Source organism: Aequorivita sp. H23M31 (genome assembly GCF_004022485.1).
Taxonomy (GTDB): Bacteria; Bacteroidota; Bacteroidia; order Flavobacteriales; family Flavobacteriaceae; genus Aequorivita; species Aequorivita ciconiae.
On sequence record NZ_CP034951.1, the window covers coordinates 2,630,430 to 2,653,647 of the forward strand.

Below are 23,218 nucleotides of genomic sequence, written 5' to 3' on the forward strand. Positions count from 1 at the left end.
CCCAGTAACAATTAACTTTTTTCAAAGGTGTACCAACTAGAACAACCCATATATTTCTACATCCTTTTTGCCATTCCGGTGATTGTGGTTCTGTACCTAATGCTGATGGTTTGGAAAAGAACGGTACAAAAGCGTTTTGTTGACAAAGAACTTCTCAAAAAACTGAGTCCGAGTCGTTCAACTTTTAAATCCGTTCTAAAAATTTTGGTGCTTTGTCTTGCTGTTGCCTGTCTGAGCTTTGCCTTGGTAAATCCAAAAATAGGGACTAAACTGGAAACGGTAAAAAGAGAGGGTGTGGATATTGTTTTTGCATTGGACGTTTCAAAAAGTATGTTGGTGGAGGATATTGCCCCAAATCGGTTGGATAAAGCCAAACAACTCATCACCCAGATAATAAATAACCTCGCTGGTGATAGAGTGGGAATTATTGGGTACGCAGGTAGTGCTTTTCCACAGGTTCCAATTACTACAGATTTTGCCGCCGCGAAATTATTTTTAGCGGGAATGAATACCGATATGGTCTCATCACAAGGAACTGCCATAACCCAAGCTATTGAAATGGCGCAAACTTTTTACGATGATGAAGATCAAACCAATCGTGTTTTATTTTTAGTTTCGGATGGAGAAGATCACGGTGGAAACATCTCTAAAATAGCTGAAGAAGCCGCAGAAAAAGGTATTCGTATTTTTCCAATCGGTGTAGGAACCGTGGAAGGCGGACCTATTCCCATTAAAAAGAATGGAATACTTCAATATTACCTACGTGATAAAAATAACGAACAGGTAATAAGTCGTTTAGGTGAAGAAACTCTTAAGGAGATTGCGAAAATCACCAATGGAGAGTATATTAACGGCGCAAATACAAAAGAAGTCGTTGATAGAGTGAAATCCATTCTCAATGCAATGGACAAAAAGGAGTTTGAATCAAAACAGTACACCGATTTTAAAGACCAATTTCAATGGTTTTTAGCTGGGGCATTATTTTTGCTGGTATTGGACTTGTTCTTACTTGAACGAAAAACCGCTTGGTTAGAAAAATTGAACCTGTTTAACGAAAAGAAAAAGTAAAGTCTAGTTTCAATATTTAAATTGAACTATGAATCTTGCTAAGTGAGCAACTAAGGAGTTTAAGAAATGAAGAGCATTTCACATTATAAAATAAAACAAGGTAAAGTGGGACAAAACCTGTTGCTGGTATTGTTGATGCTTCCTTTTCTCAGTTTTGCCCAACAACAGACCAAGGAACAGAAAAAGCAGTTAAAAGCATCGCAAGAATATATGAGCGAGGCACAACAATCCCTTCAAAAAGGAAAATTTGTAGATGCTGAGGCAGATTATCGTCAAGCTATTTCACTAAACCCTAAAAGTGAAACTGCAAAGTACAACCTCGGCACTGCCTATTATGAACGGGAGCAAAACGCTGAAGCGATGTTGCGGTTTAAACAGGCGGCGACAACAGCCAATACTAAGACAGAAAAACATCAGGCATTTCACAATTTGGGAAATACCTATATGAAAGAAAAAAAATATCAGGAAGCCGTAGCGGCATATAAGGATGCGCTTCGAAACAATCCGAATGATGATGAAACCCGATATAATTTGGCTTTAGCAAAAGATATGCTAGAGAAAAATCCGCCACCACCAGAGGATAATGACGATAAGGATAAGGATAATCAGGATAAACAAGAGCAGGACCAGGACAAAAAGGATCAGCAGGACCAAAAAGATCAGGATAATAAGGACAAGAATGAAGGTGATGAAGGAGACAAGAAAGAGGATAAGGATAAAGGAGATCAAAAAGAAGATAAACAAGAAGGAGATAAAGATAAGGGAGAATCCAATAAGCCTAAGGAAGAAGAAGGTGATAAACCCCAACAGCAACAACAAGTTCCTGGTCAGCTTTCTCCCCAACAAGTAAAAAGTCTTTTAGAGGCCATGAACAATGAGGAGAAAAAAGTACAGGAAAAAATAAATGCCGAAAAAGAGAAAGGTGTTAAAGTCAAATCGGACAAAGATTGGTAGACTATGAAGATGAAGAATTTAATATTTCTATTTGGATTTATGCTGTGTGGCTTAGCTGCGAAGGCACAAGTTCAATTTGATGCAAAGGTGAGCAAAAACCGGCTTGGGGTCAATGAGCGACTGCGAGTTGATTTTGAGATGAACCAAGATGGCGATAATTTTACCCCACCTAGTTTTGAAAATTTCCGGGTCGTGGGGGGTCCGAACCAGTCCATCAGTAATTCGTGGATTAATGGTAAGCGTAGCTTTTCAAAAACGTATTCTTATTTTTTAGCTCCACAAAAAACAGGGAAGATCTTAATAGGCCAAGCCACAATTGAAGTAAAGGGCGAAATCTATAAAACTTCTCCGGTCGAGGTTACCATAACCGCGGCAGTGGATGTTCCCAAAGATGGCAACAATGCGGATTATTTGGCAAGTGAAAATGTTCACTTAGTTGCCGAAATTTCCAAAACTAATCCTTATTTAAATGAAGCGATTACGGTAACCTATAAACTGTACGTCTCTCACGAAGTGAGCATTACCAGTCAATGGCGTGAAATCGATACCCCAAAATATGCTGATTTCTGGAGTCAGAATATTGATAATCGTAATAACTACAAGGTTTACGATGGAAAGTATAATGGTCAGGATTATCGATATGTAATTTTAAGAACAACTGTGCTGTATCCACAGAAAACAGGAGAGCTTGAAATTGAACCTCTTACTTTGGATATACCAATAGACGTTCAAGGTAACCGTCGCGATATTTTTGGTCGTCGTGTAATGGAGCGGGTAAACAAAACCATTTCTGCCGGGAAGAGAACCATCAACGTAAAACCATTACCTATTGCTGGAAAACCCGATGGGTTTAACGGGGCAGTTGGAGATTTCCAATTTGATGTTACTACAAATAAGACCCAGCTTAATGCAAATGAATCCCTTCAAATGGATGTGAAGGTTTCGGGAAAAGGGAATTTGAAGTTATTTACTACACCTACAGTAAAATTACCTAGCTCCCTTGAAGTATATGAGCCAGAGCATTCGGAAAATGTCACTACCACCATTGCGGGGATGCAAGGTTCTATTAGCGATTCTTATACGATTGTACCACAATTTAAAGGTACTTATCCAATTCAACCTTTATCTTTTTCATTTTTCGATCCAAAATCTGAAAAATATAGAACTATTACTTCCAAGGAATTTACTATTGATGTTGAGAATGGGCCATTAACTGCTAATACCAACCAGAACAGCGCAAAGGATCATAAGCAAGCAGTGGTTCTTTCGCAGGACAATTTTAAGTATATCAAGCTGGATGCAAATTTAAAATCCTTAGATCAAGAACCATTTTTTAATTCACCGCTTTTTTGGTCGCTATTGGGCGGACCATTCCTTTTAATTCCCTTGTTCATTCTTGTAGGAAAAAAACGTAAAGAACGCTTGGCCGATGTTGAAGGAAATAAATTACGTCGAGCGAACAAGCTTGCCAAAAAATATTTATCAGAAGCTAAAAGGAATATTTCCAATCCCATTGCTTTTTATGAAGCTTTGGAGCGTGCCTTACACAATTACCTAAAAGCCAAACTTAATATCGAGACTTCCGAAATGGAAAAAGTACTGATCTCAGAAATGTTGGTTGATAGAAAAGTTGAGGCCACTACCGTGGATAGCTTTATAGGCTTATTAAAGAGTTGTGAATTTGCGAGATACGCATCTTCCTCCCAGGCATCCGTAGCGCAGGACTACCAGAAAGCGGTCGAGGTAATTTCTAATATTGATAAACAAATACAGTAATATGTTGAAGATGATGAAAAAGCTGTTATTTCTTTCGATTTTATTCTTTTCTATTTTTGGTTTCGGCCAGAACGAAAAACTTTTTGATCAGGGTAAGGAACTTTATAAAAATGGTAAATACCAACAAGCGATCAATTCCTGGATGCAAATTCTTGAAAATGGCCAAGCTTCTGCTGAACTATATTTTAATATAGGGAATGCACAATACAAGTTGAATCAAATCGGTCCGAGTATTTACTATTATGAGAAAGCCTTACAGTTGCAACCAAACGATAGTGATATAAAAAACAATCTTGCGTTTGCCGAAAATGCGCGGATTGATGCAATCGAGCCCTTACCACAATCTGTATTTTCAAAATGGTACGAGAATGTCGCCACAACTTTCACTTTTGATGGATGGGCCATTGCCGGAGTTATTTTTTCAATTGTTTTTGTCGGCTTGTTTTTGCTGTATTATTTTTCCTATTCTGAAAGAAGAAAAAGACTGCTATTTGCTACCTCTATTCTCGCAGTTCTTTTAATGGTGGGAACGGTAACAATGGCTTTTTTAACCTATGGAGACTATAGCAACAACCAACCAGCCATAATATTTTCCACTCAAAGCGAGGTGAAATCTGAACCTTCAATGGGAAGTAATTCTGCATTTGTTCTCCACGAAGGCACCAAGGTCCAAATTACCGCACAAGATGGAAATTGGTACCGTATTGCTCTCGCTGACGGAAAAGATGGCTGGATCCCGGCGTCAGATTTGAAGCAACTTTAATTTCCGTGGCTAGTATAGGAAAATCATTTTCCTATTTTTTTCAAGAGAGACAACTTAAATTTAAGATGTCGGTTATACAAATATTGATACCCTGGGGTTTCTTTGTCGGTCAATATTGCAATTTATTTTCGGGTTCTTTCTTCAGAATTATCTTTCCTGACAATTCTCATAAGGCTCCTGTTGTTTCACCTTCAATTAGGAAATAAAGGTTAAATTTGCGACTTATATACTCATATTAAAATTTCAAGAAAATGTACGGAGAAATCAAAGATCACTTACGTAAGGAACTTAAGGATATAGAAGAAAACGGTCTTTATAAAAAAGAGCGGATTATTACTTCACCCCAAGATGCGGTAATAAAAATCTCCACCGGGCAGGAAGTTATCAATTTTTGTGCAAACAATTATTTGGGTCTTTCAAACCATCCCGAAGTGGTTCAGGCGGCAAAGGATGCAATGGACACCCATGGCTTCGGAATGTCTTCCGTGCGCTTTATTTGTGGAACCCAAGACATACATAAGGAATTGGAGAAAAAGATCGCTGATTTTTATGGGTATGAAGATACCATTCTATATGCCGCTTGCTTTGACGCTAATGGCGGAGTTTTCGAACCACTTTTGGGAGAGCAAGATGCCATCATTTCCGACTCGTTAAATCACGCTTCCATAATTGATGGGGTTAGGCTCTGTAAGGCCTCTCGCTATCGCTATGAAAATAGCAATATGGAGGATCTTGAAAAACAATTAAAAGCTTCACAAGCAAACGGTGATAGATTTAAGCTTATCGTTACAGATGGTGTATTCTCTATGGATGGTTTGGTAGCTCCTCTGGATAAAATTTGTGATCTGGCAGAGAAATATGATGCTATGGTTATGGTGGACGATTGCCACGCTACAGGATTTCTAGGGAAAACCGGACGAGGAACAGTGGAGGAAAAGGGTGTAATGGATAGAATTGATATCGTTACAGGAACTCTGGGTAAGGCTTTGGGAGGTGCAATGGGAGGTTATACAACCGGTAAAAAGGAAATAATTGAAATGTTGCGTCAGCGTTCCCGTCCATATCTCTTTTCGAATTCACTTGCTCCTGCAATTGTTGGGGCATCAATTAAAGTTTTCGATCTGCTCGCCAATGACAACACCTTGAGCGATAAATTAGCTGAAAATGCTGATTATTTCAAAAAAGGAATGAAAGCCGCAGGTTTCGACATAATTGAGGGGGATTCCGCAATTGTACCAGTAATGCTATATGACGCCAAGCTTTCGCAACAAATGGCCGATATGTTATTGGAGGAAGGGATATATGTAATAGGATTTTTCTTTCCTGTAGTTCCAAAAGGGAAGGCTCGAATTCGTGTGCAACTATCTGCTGCCCACACAAGAGAGCATCTGGATAAGGCTATAAATGCATTTAAAACTGTTGGTAAAAAATTAGGTGTAATTAATGCCTAAACCCCACAATTCCATAGTAAACATGCCTATTTTAGGAAAACTTTATTAGATTTGCTTTTGTATATACATTTTAACAACTTACTTTTGCCTTTAATTAACACTTAAAAAATTAAACAATCGAATATGAAACATCTGTTCAAATTATTAGTTGCTGCTGTCCTTTTTATGGGGATTGGCGTAGCGAACGCGCAAGACGAGAATCATCCTTGGGCCATTGAAATAGGAGTCAATGCTGTTGACGTCTATCCAGTTGGCACTAGTGATAAAGGACGAATTGACCCTTCCATGAGAGGCGAAATGTTCGACGAGTATTTCAACGCGGCCGATCACTGGAATATTATTCCATCGGTTTCTAGATTGGCAGTAAGCCGTTACATTGGTAGCGGATTTGTATTTACAGCTGCTGGTTCTCTTAACAGAATTAAAAAACTTGGTGATTATTCTGCTGACAACTTGACCTATTACGGCGCAGACGGTGAAATTAAGTATAGCTTCAAAAATGCTATCGGAAGTTCATGGTTTGATCCTTCTATCGGTGTTGGTGGAGGTTACACTTGGGTAGATGATATCGGATTTGGAACCGCTAACGGTTTGGTTGGAATTAAATTCTGGCTTAATGATAATATCGCAATTAACTTCCAATCTACTTACAAACATGCGTTTGAAGATGACTACGGAATTAGCCACTTCCAGCACTCTGCAGGATTGGTGTTCCAGTTTGGAGGAAAAGATACTGACGGTGACGGAATATATGATAAAGATGATGAGTGTCCAGAAACTCCAGGTTTAGCTGAGTTTAACGGTTGTCCTGATACTGATGGTGACGGAATCCCAGATCACCTAGATGAGTGTCCAGATACTCCAGGTCTTGCTGAGTTCAACGGATGTCCTGATACTGACGGTGACGGAATCCCTGATCATTTAGATGAGTGTCCTACTGTTGCAGGTCTTGCTGAGTTCAACGGATGTCCTGATACTGATGGAGATGGTATCCCAGATCATAAGGATAAGTGTCCAAACGAAGCTGGTCCAGCTGAAAACGATGGTTGCCCTTGGCCAGATAGAGATGGGGATGGTGTTCTTGACAAAGACGATCAGTGCCCAGATGTTCCTGGAACTGTTGCAAACCACGGTTGCCCAGAAGTAACTGTTGAAGTTATCAAACAATTGAATGAGTTCTCAAAAACTATCTTGTTCGATCTTGGTAAATCAACTATCCGTCCAGAATCTTACGCGGTACTTCAAAAAATCGTTGATGTAATGAAAGAATATCCAAACGCTAAGTTTGAGGTTGAAGGACATACTGATAGTTCAGGTAGCCTAAAACTGAATGAAAGACTTTCTAAAGAAAGAGCTGCGGCAGTTAAAGATTATCTTGTAACAATCGGAATGGACGCAAGCAGATTGACTTCAGAAGGATACGGTCCATCTAGACCAATCGCTTCAAACAAAACTGCGGCTGGAAGACAACAAAACCGTCGTGTTGAAATCTCTTTAAAGAAGTAATTTCAAACGAGAAGTTTAAATAATAATTCAGGAACGCCTCCCAAATTCGGGGGCGTTTCTTTTTTCCACCAAGACCTAACTTCAAATATAGAAAGGTGCAACCCTTCCTCATTAAGAGTTTTAATTTGGTTTCGTGGGGTATGTTAAACAGTTTCAATACATTACTCCAACTCTTCAAAAATGTAAAATAAATGATAAGATGATAATAAAGAAGAATTTAGTTTTAAACACGGCAAACAAAAAGCCAATCCTATATGACCTCTACTATTATAAATCAGGAGAACCACTTCCATTGGTTATTTTTAGTCACGGCTACAAGGGTTTTAAAGATTGGGGTGCTTGGAATTTGGTGGCAGAGGCTTTTGCCGAAGCTGGTTTTTGCTTCATAAAATTCAATTTTTCCCATAATGGAGGAACAATGGAACAACCAATAGATTTCCCCGATTTGGAGGCTTTTGCGGAAAATAACTTTTCACTGGAGCTAGATGATCTAAATAGGGTTTTAAATGGCATAGAAGATAATGAAATGAATTTGGAGCAACTGGTTTCCAAAGTATATCTCATTGGACATAGCCGTGGTGGTGGAACAGTTTTGATAAAGGCACAGGAGGATTCAAGAATCGACAGGGTAGTAACCTGGGCGGGAGTAAGTGACTTCAAATCTAGATTTCATGAGAATTCACCTGAATTCGAAAATTGGAAAAATAGCGGAATTACCTACGTAGAAAATAGCCGAACTAAACAGCAACTTCCCCATCATTTTCAGTTTTATGAAGATTTCAAAAGACATGAAGAGCGCTATACCATAAGCCGAGCCGTAAAGAATTTAAAAATTCCTTATCTCATTGTTCAAGGAGAGGATGATGCTACTGTTACCCTATCAGAAGCGCGAAAACTTCACGGATGGAACCCTACCAGCAAATTGGAAGTTATCCCGTCGGGCGATCACGTTTTTGGCGCTGTACATCCCTGGAAAGAATCCACCTTACCCGAAAACTTAAGAAAAGTTGTAGATAAAACAATAGATTTTTTAAAATAGGTGTAGGTATTAAAAAAATTATTACTTTTGGCATCCCAATCTAGTAGATTCTTATGGAATCTTCCAAAAACTGGGAAACGGGGGATTAGCTCAGCTGGCTAGAGCGCTTGCATGGCATGCAAGAGGTCATCGGTTCGACTCCGATATTCTCCACCAAATGAAGATGATCTTCAATTTCTAACCACTGGTAATACGGTGGTTTTTTATTTTTAGGAAGTTTATTAGAAATAATATAAAAAAATCCGTTGAGAATAAGAAGATCTCAACGGATTTTCAATAATTGGATTAGCCAAATTATTTGTGTTTTGCGTAATTGGAAGCTACTTCATCCCAATTCACTACGTTCCAGAATGCTTCCACATAATCAGGACGCTTATTTTGATACTTTAGATAATACGCGTGTTCCCAGACATCCAATCCTAAAATAGGATAACCATCACATTTAGTTCCAGGCATCAAGGGATTATCTTGGTTTGGTGTAGCGGAAATTTCCAATTTGCCACCTTTGTTCACGCAAAGCCAAGCCCAGCCTGAGCCAAATTGGGTTTTGGCAGCAGTTGAAAACTTTTCTTTAAAGGCATCAAAACTTCCAAAGGCCTCATCAATCGCTTTGGCAAGATCTCCACTAGGTTTTCCACCTCCATTAGGTGACATTACTTTCCAAAATAAACTATGGTTAAAAAACCCTCCTCCATTGTTGCGGACGGCCTTATTTTCCATATCAAGGTTTTTAAGGATATCCTCAATGGATTTTTTTTCGAGGTCCGTACCTTCAATGGCCTTATTTAAATTATCTGTATAACCTTTATGGTGTTTATCATGGTGGATTTCCATGGTTTTGGCGTCGATGTTGGGCTCTAATGCATCAAATGCATAGGGCAATTTTGGCAATTCGAATGACATAATATTTTGTTTTTTTAATTAATTATTTCTCAGGTTCACAAAGCTATGCATTATCTTCATTTTAAAGTGTTATAGATTTGATAAGATTTTGGCTATTGTCTGCGAAATCGGTATTGTGCAAAAGAAACTGAGGTCTATTTTTTGAAAATGATTTCAAAATGGAAATAAGTAGCCATTCTTGATTTATCTAAACAAAGTTCTTCCTATTATATATTTTCCAGTTTTGACTCTTAATTCTGCCCCGTACGCTTTACAAATATTTCTTGGTTAATTTTTCATCTACTCTTTAGATTCTGGAGACAAGTGGGCCCTGGTGGAATCTTGATTCTTCCACCTATTCCTTAATTTCGGCGGGAAAGTGATTCTTGGTTGATTCTTAATTGGGTATTGGCGCTTCCGGGCTCTTGGTTCCTCGCTCCTATTTCTTGAGTCTTCCCTTCTCTTTACGACGGACAAATGGTGTAACTGATTCTTGACTCCCCACCGTTTATCTTAAGGTATCACGTTTAGAATTTATTGGGAACTCTAGTTGTGGATGGAGATCCAATTCTTCAAGATGTTTTTCAATTGTGGGAAGAATTGTGGGTGCCAATACGGCAATCGGTGCATATAACGTTGAAGTTTCACGCTTTTCTGGAGTTAGAATGCTATAATTTTCTGAAGAATTTACCAACATAAAAATAACACTAATGAGAAAAGCAGTTTTTATGACATTAAGGATTCCACCCATAAATTTATTTAGAAATCCCATAAGGGCAAAATTTGCCACCTTAGTTAAAACACGGCCCAGAAGAGCAAAAAGAAGGACTACCAATACTAAGGTTATAACAAACGCGGCTATTCGATTAATATCTGAACTCCAATCAAACCAACGGACCAAATAATCCGCTACATATCCCGAAAAAAATACAGCACAATAAACTCCAGCGACTAAACCGATCAGGGATGCCAGTACGCGGAGAAAGCCTTTGCGGAAACCCATAAAAAAGGCAATAATTAAAATCAATCCCAGAACGATATCGATGGTATTCATTATGTAGAATTTTTCATAAATATAGCTATTTCCCATTTTAAATCTTGATTTCTGATTTCTGAAAAATTCAAAATTCAGAATAGTAAAATGTATCTTTGCAGATATTTAAATGTGAATAGGATGGCACGTGATGAACAATTAAAAGAAAGATGGGACGCCGTGGTAAAACTTCTTGGCGAGCGTTTTGCCGATGGGGTCGTACTGGATCTTGATGCAATCATTTATTTGGTCGGTCTTCAGGAGTTGGGCCAATTGCATAGAAAATTCAAAAAGGACGAAAAATTGAATCTGATGCATATTGCAATCTGTCGCCTGCTGCAGCCCTACGGCTACTATGAATTTGAATATGTGGACAAGGACGGATGGCCGCACTATAAGGTTTTGGAACAATTGCCCCCATTAAAAGCTGGAGAGCAAAGTGTCTTAATGAAGGAAGCTATTGTGCAGTATTTTATGGAGAAAGACGTAATTGCTTAATCGGATTAATTATCTAAAAATGATAGAAACAATAAAGAAACATATTGCCGAGGTAGAATCTTTTTCATCTGCCAAAATAGAGGAAATCGAAAACTTCCGGATAAAGTATTTGGGTAAAAAGGGAGTTCTAAACACTTTCTTCGCTGAGTTCAAAAATGTACCCAACGATCAAAAGAAGGAATTTGGACAGGTTATCAATACTCTTAAGAATGCTGCCCAGGATAAGATCAATGAATTGAAGGAAGCCTACGAGGGATCACAGGAAACCAAAGCATCCTACGGTGATCTTTCCAGACCAGGAGAGACGGTTCAATTAGGCTCCCGACATCCTATTTCACTTGTTAAGAATAGGATAATCGATATCTTTTTACGCATTGGGTTCAACGTTTCTGAGGGACCTGAAATGGAGGACGACTGGCATAATTTTTCGGCTTTAAACCTTCCAGAATATCATCCCGCACGAGATATGCAGGACACATTCTTTATCCAAACTAATCCCGATGTACTCCTGCGTACGCACACTTCGTCTGTTCAGGTGCGTTATATGGAAAATAATAAACCGCCAATCCGCACTATTTCTCCAGGACGAGTCTATAGAAACGAAGCTATTTCTGCACGTTCACATTGCTTCTTCCACCAAGTAGAAGGTCTCTATGTGGATAAGGGAGTCAGCTTTGCCGATTTAAAGCAGACTTTACAATATTTTACAACAGAAATGTTCGGGAAATCAAAAATCCGACTTCGTCCTTCCTATTTTCCCTTTACTGAACCTAGTGCGGAGGTTGATGTTTATTGGGGCCTGGAAACAGAAACTGACTATAGAATGACTAAGGGAACAGGTTGGTTGGAGATTATGGGTTGCGGTATGGTCGACCCCAATGTGCTAAAGAATTGTGGAATTGACTCTGATATTTACTCCGGTTTCGCCTTCGGAATGGGAATAGATAGAATTGCCATGCTACTCCATCAAATTCCGGATATAAGAATGTTTGCGGAAAATGATGTGAGGTTCCTGGAGCAGTTTAAAAGTGTATTGTAGTTGTCGGGAACGTTAAGACTTCGATAAAATATGGCTTATCAATCTAACTTGAAGGGTGCTGTAAAGTAACATTATTTATCTTTAACATTCGAAAGTTGAATTCTTATAATTTAATTCCAAAAAAAGATATACCATGACCAAATACCTTGTTATTGCATTATTGATCATTGTTGCTTTAGTTGTAGCCTATTTTACATTTGTTGTAGCAACCATTAAAATCGCTTTTGGTGGTATAATGCTTGGCATAGCCGCTATTGCTCTATTGGTAGTTTGGATAATGTGGAAATCAAAAGACTAATCTATGCGTAAGGATATAGAAATCCCTAAAGCAAAGAATGTATATGTCGTGGCCGTGAAAGAATGGGATGAAGATTTCCAGTCCCAAGAATGGAATATTTATCTTATAAATGGCCGAACGGACGTAATTTCCATGGTGTTGGTAGTTTCCAGAGGGAAAAGTGAAGATAGAAAGACTTCAACTTTGAGGCAATCATTAGGTGATATACAACCAAACCAATCCATAAAAATAGAATTTATTCCTTCTGAAGTTCTTGGTTTTACCAACGAATATCTTGTTACTTTCTTTGCTGAAAACAAACTGTTCGAGAAAAATTATGTTTTTGATCCCAAAAGTATTTCAGATTCAAACCTTGATGGAATTCCATTACTGGAGAAGGAAGGTGTTTTCGCTAGATAAACGATAGGAAATTACATCTTTCCAATAATTCGGAATTCTTTTTAATTTTAGAGTTCTTATAAAATTTCTGTCAATGCTCAAAGTTGATATTGATTCCTTTTCTTATTCTGAAGTTACCATTCTGAAGGATATCCACTTCCGCATAAAATCTGGTGAACATTTAAGCATTCTTGGCGAAAGCGGTTGTGGTAAATCCACTCTTCTTCATCTTATCTATGGGCTTCTTAACCTAGATGAAGGTGAAATCCATTATAATAATACCAAACTTTTAGGCCCCGGACATTCGTTGGTTCCTGGGGAACCTTTTATGAAGCTGGTGGCACAGGAATTCGATATTATGCCTTTCACTACTGTAGCGGAAAATTTGGCCTCATTTCTTACAGGACTAGATGAGGATAAGAATAGGATTGAAGAACTGTTGGAAGTTGTGGAGCTGCAGCCTTTTAAAAACACCTTGGTCAAAAATCTTAGTGGCGGACAAAAACAGCGAGTTGCCCTTGCCAAAGCTTTGGCAAATGAACCACAGATTTTACTCTTGGACGAACCCTTTAGTAATATCGATGTCTTTAAAAAAAGCAAACTAAGGCGAAATCTCTTCAATCATCTTAAAGAGAAAAATGTCAGTTGTATTTCTGCTACCCACGATAGTGAAGAAGCTTTGGCTTTTTCAGATTATATCCTGATGTTGAAAAATGGTAGTATGGAAATGTTCGGAAGACCAGAAGAGATATATCAAAATGTTTCCGACGAATACCAAGGAGGGTTTTTTGGCGATGTCAATGTGTTGCCTAAACAGTTGTTCTCTTCAGCAAGGACAGAAGGAGAAGTTTTAATCTTTCCACACCAACTACAAATTTCCACAATGGAAACAGATTTTCCCGTGGTAGTAGAAAAATGTTATTTCCATGGCACCCATTATCTAATTCAGAGTAAGTGGAACAATAAAGATATTTTCTTTAATCATTTCAAAAAACTTAAAAAAGGAAGTGTTTTTCATCTCGAATATCATTAAAAATTGGATTTTTGATTGATACCTGATTTTAATTGTGGTTTTTGAATGTTAAATTTCTAAATTTACTTCAAAGCTCAAACCTTCCGTGAATGAATTGGATTCTACTTCTTGAGATAATCTATATTCTTATTGTAATCTTTACTTGTGGCCGGGTCATTTATGATACACAGAGCACCACTAAGACCTTTGCCTATCTTCTAGCAATCATATTTTTACCGTTTATTGGAATTATTATTTATTTTTCCCTGGGCATCAATTATCGGAAACGTAAAATTTATAGTAAGAAGATTTTTGGTGATGATAAGAGGGTAGCCGCAATACGAAAGCAAATATCCGTGGATTCCAAAGCGATTTTCTCAAATAAGGAATCCCCAGTGATTAATTTTAAAAAACTCGCGCTTCTTATTCTTAACCAAACTCTTAGTCCTATTATTGGCGATAATGACGTTTCTCTGTTGTTGAACGGTGAAAATAAATTCCCAAAAGTGTTTGAAGCTTTAAAAAGCGCCAAGGACCACATCCATATTGAGTATTATATTTTTAATGATGATTCGGTAGGATGCAAAATAATAGATTTATTGATTGAGAAGGCCAAGGAAGGCGTGAAGGTTCGATTTATTTACGATGATTTTGGAAGCCGTGCAATCCGAAAGGTGCAAGTCCCACGATTAATTGCTGCAGGTGTAGAAGCATTTCCATTCTATCGTATAAAGCTTATTAGTTTCGCAAACAGGCTGAATTATCGTAACCACCGAAAGATAATTATAATTGATGGAACGATTGGATTTGTGGGAGGCATTAACGTCAGCGATAAATATGTTAACTCTACCACGGAAAAGGAGATCTTATTTTGGCGCGATACCCATTTGATGATTGAGGGTCCGGCAGTAAGGACCTTGCAATATATTTTTATAGGCGATTGGAACTATTGTTCAGGAACCTTGTTGGAACCTAAGGATCATTTCTTTCCTCAGATGCATCGAATTCCGGTTGAAAAAGGAAAAATTGTCCAAATTGTTGCAAGTGGTCCCGATTCTGATACCGCACTGATCGAACAATCCTTAATGCAGGCTATAAATCTCGCGAAGGAAGAAATTCTTATTACCACTCCTTATTTTATCCCCGGCCTGAGTCTGCTGGATTGTTTAATGCTAGCTGCATATAGTGGGATTAAGATAAAATTGTTGGTGCCTGGAATCTCAGATTCCCATTTGGTAAATTTTGCGGCGCGCTCCTATTATGGTCGGCTTATGAAAGCTGGCGCCGAGATTTATCGCTACGATAAGGGATTTGTGCATGCCAAAACCATGGTTGTGGATAAACAATTGGCCATAGTTGGCACGGCGAATATGGATATTCGAAGTTTCGATCTCAACTTTGAGGTAAATGCAATTGTTTATGACGAGGAAATTGCCAAAGAACTTTCACAAGCATTTTATGACGATTTAAATTGTGCAACAAAAATAGATAATGAACAATGGAGAACCCGCTCCAATGCAATCCAACTGATAGAAAAGATTGCTGGATTATTTTCGCCGTTGATGTGATCTAAGATAGGAAGTTCTTCGAAATCAATCATCAAATACGTGTCGTACCCGAATTAGGGCCATAAAAAAATCCCTAAACAGTTAAACCATTTAGGGATTCGTACTCGAGGCGGGAATCGAACCCGCACGTCCGAAAACACTGGATTTTGAATCCAGCGCGTCTACCAATTCCGCCACTCGAGCTTCTATTAGGTTCTTACCTTTCCGCCTCCCGATAGCCATCGGGACCGGCAATGGGTGGCAAAAATAAACAAATATTTAGAATATCAACAGAATTTTTGCTGTCTTATTTTTATAAATTCTCGTGTCAATAATCTTTACCTTTGTTGGCAGTTAAAAAACAAAACCTGATACTATGCCAACCCTTGCACCCGAACCAAAAATTTTTGCCTGTAAACAAAGTGAAGCCCTTGGAAAAGATATAGCCGATGCTTTCGGAACCGATCTGGGGAATGTAATAACTTCCCATTATTCCGATGGAGAGTTCCAGCCATCATTTGAAGAATCTGTTCGCGGTAGCCGTGTATTTTTAATCGGTTCTACTTATCCTAATAGCGACCACTTGATGGAGCTTTTGTTGATGATTGACGCTGCAAAACGTTCCTCTGCCAGGCACATTACCGCCGTAATACCTTATTTTGGTTGGGCACGCCAGGATAGAAAGGATAAACCACGAGTTCCTATTGCTGCAAAATTAGTCGCCAAAATGCTGGAGACTGCCGGTGCTACGCGGATTATTACAATGGATCTTCACGCCGACCAAATTCAAGGATTTTTTGAGAAACCCGTGGATCACCTTTTTGCATCTACTATTTTTCTTCCCTATCTACGAAGTCTAAACTTAGACAACCTTACCATCGCATCTCCCGATATGGGCGGTTCAAAAAGAGCATATGCCTATTCCAAATTTCTTAATAGTGATGTGGTAATTTGCTATAAGCAAAGAGAAAAGGCCAATATTATTTCGCACATGGAACTTATAGGAGACGTACAAGGAAAGAATGTTGTTCTTGTTGATGATATGGTCGATACAGCGGGTACTCTTACCACTGCCGCCGACTTGATGATGGAACGAGGTGCGGTTAGCGTTCGTGCAGTTTGCACGCATCCTTTGCTTTCTGGAAATGCTTATGAGCGTATTGAAAAATCGCAGTTAGTGGAATTGATTGTTTCAGATACCATCCCTACCAAGAAAAGTGATAAGATAAGAGTAATTAGTTGCGCAAAACTCTTTGCCGATGTGATGCTCAGTGTAAATGCAAATAAATCCATCAGCGGGAAGTTTTTAATGTAGTTTTCGTTTTTTTCTGGATTATTCTTGGATTTATAGTGATGAAATATAAATAAAATCTAATCCATAACTTTTGTTACCCTCCAATAATACACTCAGTTTTCTCGGTAATATTAAAACCTTCTTTATTTCGTAAGTTTGCAATTCTCCCCTTGATAGAAATATTCCCGATTCATTTATCATTGAAAAAGGGAAAGAGTAACCTAGGAACTTTCGATTATGCGCTGGACTCTTAAACCAAAACCTAATCCTGGAAAAGTAGATTCCCTTTCAAAATTGTTGGGTGTACATCCTATTATTGCAACCTTATTGGTCCAGCGTGGCATTGAAACTTATGAGGAAGCCAAAGCATTTTTTAGGCCGAGTTTAAGCGCACTGCATGATCCTTTTCTTATGAAGGATATGGAAAAGGCCGTAGAACGCATTGAAAGGGCTGTAGCCAATGGCGAAAATATAATGGTTTATGGCGATTACGATGTGGATGGAACAACGAGCGTGGCGCTAATGTCTTCTTTTCTGAAAAGTTATTATCCAAATGTTTCAACCTATATTCCGGACCGATATGACGAAGGTTATGGAATTTCATATAAAGGAATCGATTTTGCCGATGATAATGATTTCACCTTAATAATCGCACTGGATTGTGGGATTAAGGCCATCGATAAGGTAGCTTATGCTTCCGAAAAAAACATCGACTTCATTATTTGCGACCATCATTTGCCTGGAAAGGAGATTCCAAAAGCGGTTGCTGTTTTAGATCCAAAACGCTTGGATTGCGTTTACCCATATAAAGAACTGTGTGGATGTGGAGTTGGTTTTAAATTAATACAAGCCTTGTCTCAAAATCTCGGATTGGAGATTGAGCACCTTGTCCCGTATTTGGATTTGGTAGCGACTGCTATTGGTGCAGATATTGTCCCCATCACAGGGGAAAATAGAATTCTTGCCTATTATGGACTTCGGGTTATAAACACCAATCCCCGCACGGGTTTTCAGGCTATTATAAAGCAGATTAAGAAACAAACTCTTACAATCACTGATGTTGTTTTTATCATCGCACCCCGGATTAACGCGGCGGGAAGAATGAAACACGGAATTCACGCTGTGGATCTGCTCACGGAAACAAATATGGAGAAAGCAGAGGTGTTTGCCAGTGAAATTGAAAAATTCAACGCCGATCGGAGGGAGACGGATAAGAGAATCACCCAAGAAGCTCTTGCTCAAATAATTCAGAATAAGGAGGAGGAAAGAAGGACCACCGTGGTTTATCACGAGAGTTGGCATAAGGGAGTTATTGGAATAGTGGCATCCCGATTGACGGAAACCTATTATCGCCCAACCTTGGTTTTTACCCGTAGTGGTGAGCGATTGGCAGCATCAGCACGCTCGGTTAAAGATTTCGATGTGTACAATGCCTTGGAAAGCTGCGCACAGTATATTGAACAATTTGGAGGACATAAGTATGCGGCCGGCTTGACATTGTTGGAAAAGGATTTTGAGGATTTTAAGATGGAATTTGAGCGGGTGGTTTCAGAAACAATTGAGCCACGCTTGCTACATCCCGAAATACATATTGATGCGGAGATAGATTTGGAGGATATTACCCCGAAATTCTACAGGATTATAAAACAATTCGCTCCTTTTGGTCCCGGTAATATGACCCCTACTTTTATGACCCAAAATTTGAGAGATGTGGGATATGGAAAATGCGTGGGGGAGGACCAGTCACATTTACGACTGGTAGTAAAACAAGATAGTTCTACCCAATTTATTGGTATTGGATTTGGAATGGCGAATAAACAGGATATAGCATGCACAGGGAAGCCTTTTAAAGCCGTTTATAGTATTGATGAGAATGAATGGCAGGGAAATTTGAGTTTGCAACTAAGGTTAAAGGATATTCGCGAGTGATAACGGACCCTTCAACTTTCTAGGGCTCTGATTGGCTTCAACGAGAAGTAAACTCTTTCAGCTCAAATTTCTCTCCATCAAAAACCCCATAGGTAAAATGGTTTATCCAGTCGCCCAGATTAAAATAGGTTGAATTGTCAGCAATTTTTATTTCCATGGGTAAATGGCGGTGGCCAAACACAAAAAAGTCGTAATGTTTATTTTCCAGCTTTCTTTTGGAATACTGCGCTAACCATTCTTTTTCTTCCCCTAAAAATTCCTTATCATCATCCCCTGAAATCAATTTGTTTTTTACCGAAAGATGTTGCGCTACACGCACTCCAATATCTGGATGCAGCCATCGGAAAAACCATTTTGACACCGGATTTATAAAAACTTTTTTCATCCTTTTGTAACCCTTATCCCCCGGACCTTTTCCGTCGCCGTGACCTATAAAGAAGGTTTTTTCGTTAAAAACAAATTCCATGGGCTTATGAAAAACCGGAATATTGAGTTCGGTTTCAAAATAATCGTTCATCCACAGATCGTGGTTACCTACGAAAAAATAAATTTGGATTCCGCTATCCCGGAGTTCCGCCAATTTGCCCAGAGTTCTTACAAATCCTTTGGGAACAACGGTTCTATATTCAAACCAAAAATCAAAAAGATCCCCGAGTAAGAAAATGGTGTGGGCATCATCCTTTATGGTATCCAACCATTTCACGAAAATTTTTTCTCGCGGCATGCTTTCCACCATTGTAGGAGCTCCCAAATGATTGTCACTGGAGAAGTAGATTTTTTTATCTTGTGGGATTTGCATTTCGCAAAGATAGTTAAAGTGAGTAATTGGTTAAGATTTTTCATTTCGCTTGATTATGTAATAACTTCGGAACAAAGTATTTTAAATTATGTAAGTAAAATTAATCAGGGTCGGGAATTCTAATGGGATAATTATTCCTTCAAAATTCCTGGAGCTAATGAACATAAGAGATAAGGTCTCTATTTAAATTGAAAATGATAAGATTATACTAACAGCTTCTAAAACCAAACCATGAGAAGGCTGGGAAAAAATGCTTGCCAAGGATATATAGAGGTATTGGCAACCTGAGAAGTTGCGGCCAGATTTTTTTGGAAAACGAAGAAAATAAGGAATGGGAATGGGAAAGCAATATGATAATTTCTGGGTTAATCTAGATCCAACAAATGGGGAGTGAAATAAAAAATAGGAGCCTGCGTAATAATTTCACCCGGGTTCTCAAATAGAATTCTCAATACTTTATTTATTGCGCCTGTAACTTCTACCATCTGAAACTTTCCAATGCGAGTTAATATTGAATTACAGGAAAAAGATAGACAAATAGTTCTAGATCAATTTAGGTGTATATATAAAATTAAGATGATTAAAAAAATGGGAGGTTTGAACAAGAAACATATTCCAAACCTCAAAGAAATTCTATCCGAAAATCTAGTAGCGTAAAATATTAATTATCCTCAGAGTACCATTCCGCATAACTGCTATCCGTTTCTTGAAGTTTTAGTGAATGTAGTTTTATTCCTTCTGGCAACCTTTTTTTTATTTTCTCAGAAAAATCGATAACCATCATTTCACTTGTGGGCTGATAATCTACCAAAAGAACGCTATGATCGCGGTCACTGAGTTCTTTGGCCAACTGCACGTGAGGAGTGTTTTTATTGAAAACCGTGGCGTGGTCAAAAACATCTACGATTTCTTCCTTAACTATTTTTTTTAGATCACTGAAATCTATCACCATTCCGTATTTTACATTATTGCTATCCGAAATAGGACTGCCAATAACCGTTACCGAAAGTTTGTAGCTATGTCCGTGAACATTTCTGCACTTTCCATCGTAACCATAAAGGGCGTGTCCGGTCTCAAAAGAAAAAATCTTGGTAATACGTATTTGTTTCATCGTAAAAGAAAATTGACCACAAAGATACGACAATCTTATTCCTTGACATTGGTTGCGGATGAGAAGGTATAAGGGGCAATAGTGCCAACAAAGACCAGTTTCGTTAAATATAAAAGCATGGTCACGCTAAGCCTACCTGTACCAAGACTTCCGCAGGGGTCGAAGCGCAGCGCGAAACGATATTAACAAAGATATTCATAGGTTTAACTTATTATATTAGGAGAATTTATCATATAAATATTTCTTGATAAGTGACTGGTTTCTATACTATATTTGGGAGAGATTTAAAATATCTAGACTATGGCAAACGAGCTCTATGAGCAATTGGAATTTGTTGAGAATGTATTGTTCGAAAGAATTATTGAGGATTTACTTTCGAAAAAATACAGCATTGTAAACGACTTTTTTTCTTCGGAAGAAGTTACAATTTTGCGCGATTCACTTTTGGCAAAATACGAAGCCGATAAGTTTAAGAAATCTGCTATTGGAAACCGTGTAAATGAAGAAATAGATAAGACCATTCGTGGCGATTTTATTCTGTGGATGGATGAGAAGAGTGCTGATATGGCAGAATTGCTCTTTTTCTCCAAAATAAATGAGCTGGTAAATTATCTCAATAGAACTTGTTTTTTGGGAATTCTGCATAAGGAATTCCACTATGCGGTTTATCCTACGGGAACGTTTTACAAGAGGCACCTGGACACCTTTCAAAATGATGATCGCCGGAAACTTTCGATGGTCTGTTATTTAAATGAAGATAACTGGCTACCCGAAAATGGAGGAGAGCTTACTATTTATTCGGAAAAGGAAGATCTGGATATTTTGCCCTTACCAGGAAGAGTAGTTATTTTTGAAAGTCAGATATTGGAACACGAAGTAAAAGCAGTGAAGGCTTCCGAAAGACTCAGCATTACGGGTTGGCTAAAAACTAGATAAAGTTGTTCGTAGTCTCAGGTTTCTAGTTCCGAGTTTCTAGGGATCGTTTTCTGGATAGATATTTACCACGAATAAACGAATATTTTTATTGAAGATACTGTAAACTGCAACTGTAAACTGATACTTCTTTTAGACTTACAAATAGATCTGATGCTCTTTACAATAATCAATAATGTAGTTACCCAGATTTTCTACGGCATTTTTAAAATCAATGCGCTCACTTTCGCCAAAACGTTCGGCTTCTAAATCCCGTTTTAATTCCATAGAAATGCTTTCTCGAATTTCTCTAACTAAAATTTTAAGATATTTTTCCTTGTTCATTTCCAAAACTTGTTGCAAGTCTATAAGGGCATCGCAGACATCTTCATATTCGGAAAGCAGTTCCTTGACTGTAGGATTTTCCAGCAGTTCAGGATTTTCCTTAAATATTTCAAGAGGTGGTTTCATTTGGATAATTCTCTTTTTTAGATAAAAAGGAATAGCGTCAATCAGAATTCTTCATTATTAATATTTTTCTATTCCCTAGTTTCTAGCTTTTCTCTGTTCGTTCGTCATTTTAATAACTATACTTCTATAAGGGGAATATATTTCCTTTGGTATTTGAAAATTAGCGCAATTCCTCGGTATGCAACCCAAATAATCATGGCCAGCCAAATACCCTTGAGTCCCCAATCCATAAACTTAGTAAAATAAAGCACGGGAATAAATCCAAATAGGGTTGCGCCAATAAGTACATTTCTTAAATATCGCATTTCTCCTAAACCCTTAAAAATGGAATCGAAAGTAAAAGCAATGGCGTTTAAGGGAAGACAGATCAAAACCAAAAAGAACATTCCGTAGAATATAGAAAGTACATTTTCGTCCTTATTAAATAACAATCCCACAGGTTTATAGAGAAATAAACCGATCAAAACCAAAGCCAAGGCGACAATAATATTATATAAATTCACTTTTTTGGTCAGCTCCCATAAGTCTTTAAAATTGCGTTCTCCCAAGAGTTTCCCAGATAGAATATTCCCTGCTGCTCCGTACCCGTCCAGAAAAAACGCTGTAAAAATCCAGACATTAAAGGCTATGGTATGGGCGGCGATATATTCATTTCCCAAATCGGCTGCTTCGCGTGTTGCAAGGATTAATGCGGTGTTTAGAGCCAGGGAGCGTAAAAACAAATTAAAACTCATCTCTACCAACCGTCGCATTTCGGGATGTAAAGGGAGTTTTAGTCTCAATGATATATCTGTCTTTTGAAGAAGCAGAACAAAAGCCAAAATGGCCATTACAAGTTGTGAAAGAAGACTTGCCCAAGCGGCGCCTTTAATTCCCATTGGTAATATAATTCCCTCAATTCCGTAAACCAACATAAAGTCCAAGCCTATATTTAATGCCGCTCCTACAGAAGCGATTATCATTGGCCAAAACGTATTTTGAAGACCTCGAAAAATCCCGAAAACAGCAAAAGTAAAAAGTGTGAGCGGAAAGCCCCATACTCGGATATTATAGTAGTCGATGCTGAAATCTAGAACCATTCCCTCGGCATTCATCAAGGAAAAAATTTCCTCGACAAAGAAATAAGTGGAGAATAGGACAATAAGACTGAGAACAAGGTTGAAGTAAATAGCTTGGGCGGGAAAATTGTGGAGATCCTTTAACTTTCCGGCCGCCAAATTTTGCGCCACTATGGTAGCGATAGCACTGCGGGTTTGAGCCAAGATCCAGATAATTGCCGACAAAAAGGAACCTACAATTCCTACTGCGGCGAGTGATTCCATCCCAAATTCCTGAATGTTTCCCACAATAGCTGCATCTGTAGCCGAAAGCACAGGTTCTGCGATTCCAGAAATTATTGCGGGAATGGCTAATTGCTGGATTCGCTTAAACGAAATATCTGTTAGGCCCATTTAGAAT

The 23,218-nt window shown here is 38.4% G+C and carries 22 protein-coding genes and 2 tRNA genes; 17 read left to right on the forward strand and 7 right to left on the reverse strand.

Annotated features, from left to right (window positions below):
* Positions 1-27 precede the first annotated feature (27 nt).
* The 8 genes from EI546_RS11590 (at position 28) to EI546_RS11625 (ending at position 8,713) form a co-directional block, all read left to right on the forward strand.
* Positions 28-1,068 carry a vWA domain-containing protein gene (locus tag EI546_RS11590; protein ID WP_128250687.1) on the forward strand — a complete coding sequence of 347 codons (1,041 nt, stop codon included), beginning with the start codon at positions 28-30 and terminating at the stop codon, positions 1,066-1,068.
* Positions 1,069-1,134: 66 nt separating this feature from the next.
* Positions 1,135-2,022 (forward strand): tetratricopeptide repeat protein, encoded by an 888-nt coding sequence (locus EI546_RS11595; protein ID WP_128250688.1) that lies wholly within the window; start codon positions 1,135-1,137, stop codon positions 2,020-2,022.
* Between the two features lie 3 nt (positions 2,023-2,025).
* A complete protein-coding gene (locus tag EI546_RS11600; RefSeq protein WP_128250689.1) occupies positions 2,026-3,798 on the forward strand; it encodes a BatD family protein in 1,773 nt (590 codons plus the stop codon).
* Between the two features lie 10 nt (positions 3,799-3,808).
* On the forward strand, positions 3,809-4,561 hold the full coding sequence (locus tag EI546_RS11605; RefSeq protein WP_240673106.1) for an SH3 domain-containing protein: 753 nt from the start codon (positions 3,809-3,811) through the stop codon (positions 4,559-4,561).
* 251 nt (positions 4,562-4,812) lie between these two features.
* Complete coding sequence (kbl, locus tag EI546_RS11610; protein WP_128250690.1) at positions 4,813-6,012, forward strand: glycine C-acetyltransferase; 1,200 nt, start codon at positions 4,813-4,815, stop codon at positions 6,010-6,012.
* Between the two features lie 123 nt (positions 6,013-6,135).
* Positions 6,136-7,518, forward strand: a complete 1,383-nt coding sequence (locus tag EI546_RS11615; protein ID WP_128250691.1) for an OmpA family protein — start codon at positions 6,136-6,138, stop codon at positions 7,516-7,518.
* A 199-nt stretch (positions 7,519-7,717) separates the two neighbouring features.
* A complete protein-coding gene (locus tag EI546_RS11620) occupies positions 7,718-8,557 on the forward strand; it encodes an alpha/beta hydrolase family protein (RefSeq protein WP_128250692.1) in 840 nt (279 codons plus the stop codon).
* Positions 8,558-8,636: 79 nt separating this feature from the next.
* Positions 8,637-8,713: transfer RNA gene (locus EI546_RS11625), tRNA-Ala, on the forward strand.
* Between the two features lie 138 nt (positions 8,714-8,851).
* Here EI546_RS11625 and EI546_RS11630 read toward each other — a convergent pair.
* Both EI546_RS11630 and EI546_RS11635 read right to left on the reverse strand, forming a co-directional pair.
* On the reverse strand, positions 8,852-9,460 hold the full coding sequence (locus tag EI546_RS11630; protein ID WP_128250693.1) for a superoxide dismutase: 609 nt from the start codon (positions 9,458-9,460) through the stop codon (positions 8,852-8,854).
* A gap of 487 nt (positions 9,461-9,947) precedes the next feature.
* A complete protein-coding gene (locus EI546_RS11635) occupies positions 9,948-10,493 on the reverse strand; it encodes a CvpA family protein (protein ID WP_164905229.1) in 546 nt (181 codons plus the stop codon).
* 120 nt (positions 10,494-10,613) lie between these two features.
* Here EI546_RS11635 and EI546_RS11640 point away from each other — a divergent pair, with 120 nt between their 5' ends.
* The 6 genes from EI546_RS11640 to cls all read left to right on the forward strand — a co-directional run bounded on the left by EI546_RS11640 (position 10,614) and on the right by cls (position 15,265).
* Positions 10,614-10,970: a hypothetical protein gene (locus EI546_RS11640; RefSeq protein ID WP_128250695.1), complete on the forward strand. Its 357-nt coding sequence runs from the start codon at positions 10,614-10,616 to the stop codon at positions 10,968-10,970.
* A gap of 19 nt (positions 10,971-10,989) precedes the next feature.
* The gene (pheS, locus tag EI546_RS11645) at positions 10,990-12,009 is read left to right on the forward strand and encodes a phenylalanine--tRNA ligase subunit alpha (protein ID WP_128250696.1); all 1,020 of its coding nucleotides are present in this window, start codon (positions 10,990-10,992) and stop codon (positions 12,007-12,009) included.
* Positions 12,010-12,142: 133 nt separating this feature from the next.
* On the forward strand, positions 12,143-12,307 hold the full coding sequence (locus EI546_RS16250; RefSeq protein WP_164905230.1) for a hypothetical protein: 165 nt from the start codon (positions 12,143-12,145) through the stop codon (positions 12,305-12,307).
* Positions 12,308-12,310: 3 nt separating this feature from the next.
* Positions 12,311-12,706: a hypothetical protein gene (locus tag EI546_RS11650; protein ID WP_128250697.1), complete on the forward strand. Its 396-nt coding sequence runs from the start codon at positions 12,311-12,313 to the stop codon at positions 12,704-12,706.
* Between the two features lie 73 nt (positions 12,707-12,779).
* The gene (locus EI546_RS11655; RefSeq protein WP_128250698.1) at positions 12,780-13,718 is read left to right on the forward strand and encodes an ABC transporter ATP-binding protein; all 939 of its coding nucleotides are present in this window, start codon (positions 12,780-12,782) and stop codon (positions 13,716-13,718) included.
* A gap of 89 nt (positions 13,719-13,807) precedes the next feature.
* Complete coding sequence (cls, locus tag EI546_RS11660) at positions 13,808-15,265, forward strand: cardiolipin synthase (protein ID WP_128250699.1); 1,458 nt, start codon at positions 13,808-13,810, stop codon at positions 15,263-15,265.
* Between the two features lie 101 nt (positions 15,266-15,366).
* Here the strand turns inward: cls and EI546_RS11665 are convergent.
* Positions 15,367-15,448, reverse strand: a tRNA-Leu gene (locus tag EI546_RS11665).
* A gap of 172 nt (positions 15,449-15,620) precedes the next feature.
* Between EI546_RS11665 and EI546_RS11670 the strand changes: the two genes are divergently transcribed.
* Positions 15,621-16,559, forward strand: coding sequence for a ribose-phosphate pyrophosphokinase (locus EI546_RS11670; protein ID WP_128250700.1), 939 nt, complete (start codon positions 15,621-15,623; stop codon positions 16,557-16,559).
* Between the two features lie 216 nt (positions 16,560-16,775).
* Positions 16,776-18,467, forward strand: coding sequence for a single-stranded-DNA-specific exonuclease RecJ (gene recJ / locus EI546_RS11675; protein ID WP_128250701.1), 1,692 nt, complete (start codon positions 16,776-16,778; stop codon positions 18,465-18,467).
* A 37-nt stretch (positions 18,468-18,504) separates the two neighbouring features.
* Here the strand turns inward: recJ and EI546_RS11680 are convergent, their stop codons facing one another.
* Together EI546_RS11680 and EI546_RS11685 are read right to left on the reverse strand one after the other, a co-directional pair.
* Complete coding sequence (locus EI546_RS11680; protein ID WP_128250702.1) at positions 18,505-19,266, reverse strand: UDP-2,3-diacylglucosamine diphosphatase; 762 nt, start codon at positions 19,264-19,266, stop codon at positions 18,505-18,507.
* Positions 19,267-19,927: 661 nt separating this feature from the next.
* On the reverse strand, positions 19,928-20,377 hold the full coding sequence (locus tag EI546_RS11685) for a 6-pyruvoyl trahydropterin synthase family protein (protein ID WP_128250703.1): 450 nt from the start codon (positions 20,375-20,377) through the stop codon (positions 19,928-19,930).
* Between the two features lie 300 nt (positions 20,378-20,677).
* Between EI546_RS11685 and EI546_RS11690 the strand changes: the two genes are divergently transcribed.
* On the forward strand, positions 20,678-21,313 hold the full coding sequence (locus EI546_RS11690; protein ID WP_128250704.1) for a 2OG-Fe(II) oxygenase: 636 nt from the start codon (positions 20,678-20,680) through the stop codon (positions 21,311-21,313).
* Between the two features lie 135 nt (positions 21,314-21,448).
* On the opposite strand, the gene EI546_RS11695 is transcribed toward EI546_RS11690, so the two are convergent.
* Together EI546_RS11695 and EI546_RS11700 are read right to left on the reverse strand one after the other, a co-directional pair.
* On the reverse strand, positions 21,449-21,760 hold the full coding sequence (locus tag EI546_RS11695; RefSeq protein ID WP_128250705.1) for a hypothetical protein: 312 nt from the start codon (positions 21,758-21,760) through the stop codon (positions 21,449-21,451).
* Between the two features lie 116 nt (positions 21,761-21,876).
* Positions 21,877-23,211, reverse strand: a complete 1,335-nt coding sequence (locus EI546_RS11700; RefSeq protein ID WP_128250706.1) for an MATE family efflux transporter — start codon at positions 23,209-23,211, stop codon at positions 21,877-21,879.
* Positions 23,212-23,218 lie beyond the last annotated feature (7 nt).

Coding starts and splice junctions, on each gene's coding strand:
- EI546_RS11595 (WP_128250688.1), top strand. CDS start 1,135: ATGAAGAGCATTTCACATTATAAAATAAAACAAGGTAAAGTGGGACAA.
- EI546_RS11600 (WP_128250689.1), top strand. CDS start 2,026: ATGAAGATGAAGAATTTAATATTTCTATTTGGATTTATGCTGTGTGGC.
- EI546_RS11605 (WP_240673106.1), top strand. CDS start 3,809: ATGATGAAAAAGCTGTTATTTCTTTCGATTTTATTCTTTTCTATTTTT.
- kbl (WP_128250690.1), top strand. CDS start 4,813: ATGTACGGAGAAATCAAAGATCACTTACGTAAGGAACTTAAGGATATA.
- EI546_RS11615 (WP_128250691.1), top strand. CDS start 6,136: ATGAAACATCTGTTCAAATTATTAGTTGCTGCTGTCCTTTTTATGGGG.
- EI546_RS11620 (WP_128250692.1), top strand. CDS start 7,718: ATGATAATAAAGAAGAATTTAGTTTTAAACACGGCAAACAAAAAGCCA.
- EI546_RS11630 (WP_128250693.1), bottom strand. CDS start 9,460: ATGTCATTCGAATTGCCAAAATTGCCCTATGCATTTGATGCATTAGAG.
- EI546_RS11635 (WP_164905229.1), bottom strand. CDS start 10,493: ATGAATACCATCGATATCGTTCTGGGATTGATTTTAATTATTGCCTTT.
- EI546_RS11640 (WP_128250695.1), top strand. CDS start 10,614: ATGGCACGTGATGAACAATTAAAAGAAAGATGGGACGCCGTGGTAAAA.
- pheS (WP_128250696.1), top strand. CDS start 10,990: ATGATAGAAACAATAAAGAAACATATTGCCGAGGTAGAATCTTTTTCA.
- EI546_RS16250 (WP_164905230.1), top strand. CDS start 12,143: ATGACCAAATACCTTGTTATTGCATTATTGATCATTGTTGCTTTAGTT.
- EI546_RS11650 (WP_128250697.1), top strand. CDS start 12,311: ATGCGTAAGGATATAGAAATCCCTAAAGCAAAGAATGTATATGTCGTG.
- EI546_RS11655 (WP_128250698.1), top strand. CDS start 12,780: ATGCTCAAAGTTGATATTGATTCCTTTTCTTATTCTGAAGTTACCATT.
- cls (WP_128250699.1), top strand. CDS start 13,808: ATGAATTGGATTCTACTTCTTGAGATAATCTATATTCTTATTGTAATC.
- EI546_RS11670 (WP_128250700.1), top strand. CDS start 15,621: ATGCCAACCCTTGCACCCGAACCAAAAATTTTTGCCTGTAAACAAAGT.
- recJ (WP_128250701.1), top strand. CDS start 16,776: ATGCGCTGGACTCTTAAACCAAAACCTAATCCTGGAAAAGTAGATTCC.
- EI546_RS11680 (WP_128250702.1), bottom strand. CDS start 19,266: ATGCAAATCCCACAAGATAAAAAAATCTACTTCTCCAGTGACAATCAT.
- EI546_RS11685 (WP_128250703.1), bottom strand. CDS start 20,377: ATGAAACAAATACGTATTACCAAGATTTTTTCTTTTGAGACCGGACAC.
- EI546_RS11690 (WP_128250704.1), top strand. CDS start 20,678: ATGGCAAACGAGCTCTATGAGCAATTGGAATTTGTTGAGAATGTATTG.
- EI546_RS11695 (WP_128250705.1), bottom strand. CDS start 21,760: ATGAAACCACCTCTTGAAATATTTAAGGAAAATCCTGAACTGCTGGAA.
- EI546_RS11700 (WP_128250706.1), bottom strand. CDS start 23,211: ATGGGCCTAACAGATATTTCGTTTAAGCGAATCCAGCAATTAGCCATT.